This window comes from Candidatus Competibacter phosphatis (assembly GCF_012939995.1).
GTDB lineage: Bacteria > Pseudomonadota > Gammaproteobacteria > Competibacterales > Competibacteraceae > Competibacter > Competibacter phosphatis.
The window spans coordinates 1-1,794 of the sequence record NZ_SPMZ01000098.1 but is presented as its reverse complement, the minus strand read 5'-3'; the positions used below and the strand labels follow the sequence as shown (position 1 = coordinate 1,794).

Below are 1,794 nucleotides of genomic sequence, written 5' to 3'. Positions count from 1 at the left end.
ACTGGCGCCGTTGCGTGCTTGGATCAACCGCAGACTGGACTTAAATCCGGGCACCAGATAAGCGGTGATATTCGTCTTGCCCTCGCGACTCGGCGCCCGATAGCTCTCACTCCGGGCCGGGATCGTGTTCGCTTTCGGTTTGGTGACTTTGGGTTGCTTGCTGTCGAGCGCCCGTTGTAAGGCTTGCAGTTTGTTACTCATGCTGTGCTGTTGTCCGAGTGAGTTGTTGGAGGATGAACCGGTAAAGTTGCTCCAGTTCGGCGGCGGCTTTGCCGTCCGGATCGAGTTCTTGCGGAGCCAAACCGTTCATCGGCGCTTCGGCGTAGCTGGCACGCTGGCAAAGATGCACCGGGCAAACGGGCAGACCGCATGAGTCTCGAATCATCGCCTTGGCCTCGTCGGCTTGTTTGCGGGCCTGAGGATGCAAGCCGTTCAAAACCAGATAAGCCGGGGCGCTACCGGCCACCCGCAAGAGATCGCGCATGGCCGGCAGCGTCTCCAAGTCAAAAATCTGCGGCCGCGCCGGAATGAGAACCAAATCGGCGGATCGGGCCGCCTCGACGGCGGCGCTGTCGGATTTCCCCGGCGTGTCGATGACGACAAATTCGGCGCCGTGCTCTCGGGCCGTTTTCAAGGTTTGCCGCAATCGACTGACCTGAGCGGATACGACGGCGGGATTTGGTGCTTTCCGGCGGTCCTTCCAGTTCGCGGCGTTCGCCTGGGGATCAAGGTCAATGATCGCGGCAGCCTGTCCGGCGCGCGCGGCCGCCACCGCCAAGCCCAAGCTGGTCGTCGTTTTTCCGGTTCCGCCTTTCTGTCCGATCAGTGCCGTAATCAACATTTTAATTTATTAATATGTAAACATGTCAAATAGTAATAATGTTTCATGCATGACGTCAAGCTCGAACCGCACCCACTTAGCCACCCTTCACGATAACCAATCACCTAGCGGTTTCGGCGCCGACAAGACGATTGCGGTCGTCCATGACTGTGTCTATTGTTACATTTTTCGGAACACCCGTGTATCAAGGACTTGCGCGGAGCCGTCGGAAAAACCTGGGGCCTTTCGGCACACAAGGTCCATTAAATTCAACGAGCGGTCGCTTGAGAGAAAAAAGCCACCGGCTGCGGAAGAACCAGAAGTACGTGAGGCCTATAATAAAAAAAGGGTCGGTCGCCTTAATGTAATGGTTTCAACAGGGGGAGATGTAATGACAAAACAGTGGATGACCGTGTGTCCTCTCACGGTGAGCTTGATCCTAGCTTGCGGACCCGCCTTGGCCGATCCCGGCCAGGAGCAGGCCTGTGCGGGCCGGGTATCCGAAATGAGGGACATTCCAATGAGCGACGTCCGAGTGACGAGGACCGAAGGTTCGAAGTCGGGCATGACCACGGTGGACTTGATCTTTCCGGGCGGTTCAGCCACCTGTTGGGTGGACCGGGAGTACAACATCCATGACATGCACTTCAGCCGACATCCGGAGCGCCAGCGGCGCTCGTCATCGTCAAACAAGGACGCGACGGGCGATGCAAACGCTCAGGAACAAGCCTGTGCAAGCCGGATGGCCGACGAAGTGAACGAGCGCATGAGTTCGGTTCGCGTGATCCAGTCGAACGCGTACATCATGGGGAGCCGCCAAGTAACCATGTCTACGCCCGGAATGAAGGCGTTGTGTACGGCGGACATCCACAACAACGTTGTCTTCTTCAAGTTCATGCCACCCGATTGAGCCGACTGGCTGCAATTTACTGATTCTACGAGTTATTAACGTACGATTTTTCCGTTTTCGTGAG

Annotated in this window: 3 protein-coding genes; 1 reads left to right on the top strand and 2 read right to left on the bottom strand. The window is 56.8% G+C overall.

Annotation, left to right across the window (positions count from 1 at the left end; genetic code table 11):
* Both E4P82_RS20760 and E4P82_RS20755 read right to left on the bottom strand, forming a co-directional pair.
* On the bottom strand, window positions 1–201 hold a 201-nt coding region (locus tag E4P82_RS20760), incomplete at its 3' end, for a hypothetical protein (protein ID WP_169250661.1).
* Window positions 194–841, bottom strand: coding sequence for an AAA family ATPase (locus E4P82_RS20755; protein WP_169250660.1), 648 nt, complete (start codon window positions 839–841; stop codon window positions 194–196). The genes E4P82_RS20760 and E4P82_RS20755, both read right to left, overlap by 8 nt.
* A gap of 436 nt (window positions 842–1,277) precedes the next feature.
* Between E4P82_RS20755 and E4P82_RS20750 the strand changes: the two genes are divergently transcribed.
* A complete protein-coding gene (locus E4P82_RS20750; RefSeq protein ID WP_169250659.1) occupies window positions 1,278–1,730 on the top strand; it encodes a hypothetical protein in 453 nt (150 codons plus the stop codon).
* Window positions 1,731–1,794: the final 64 nt, after the last annotated feature.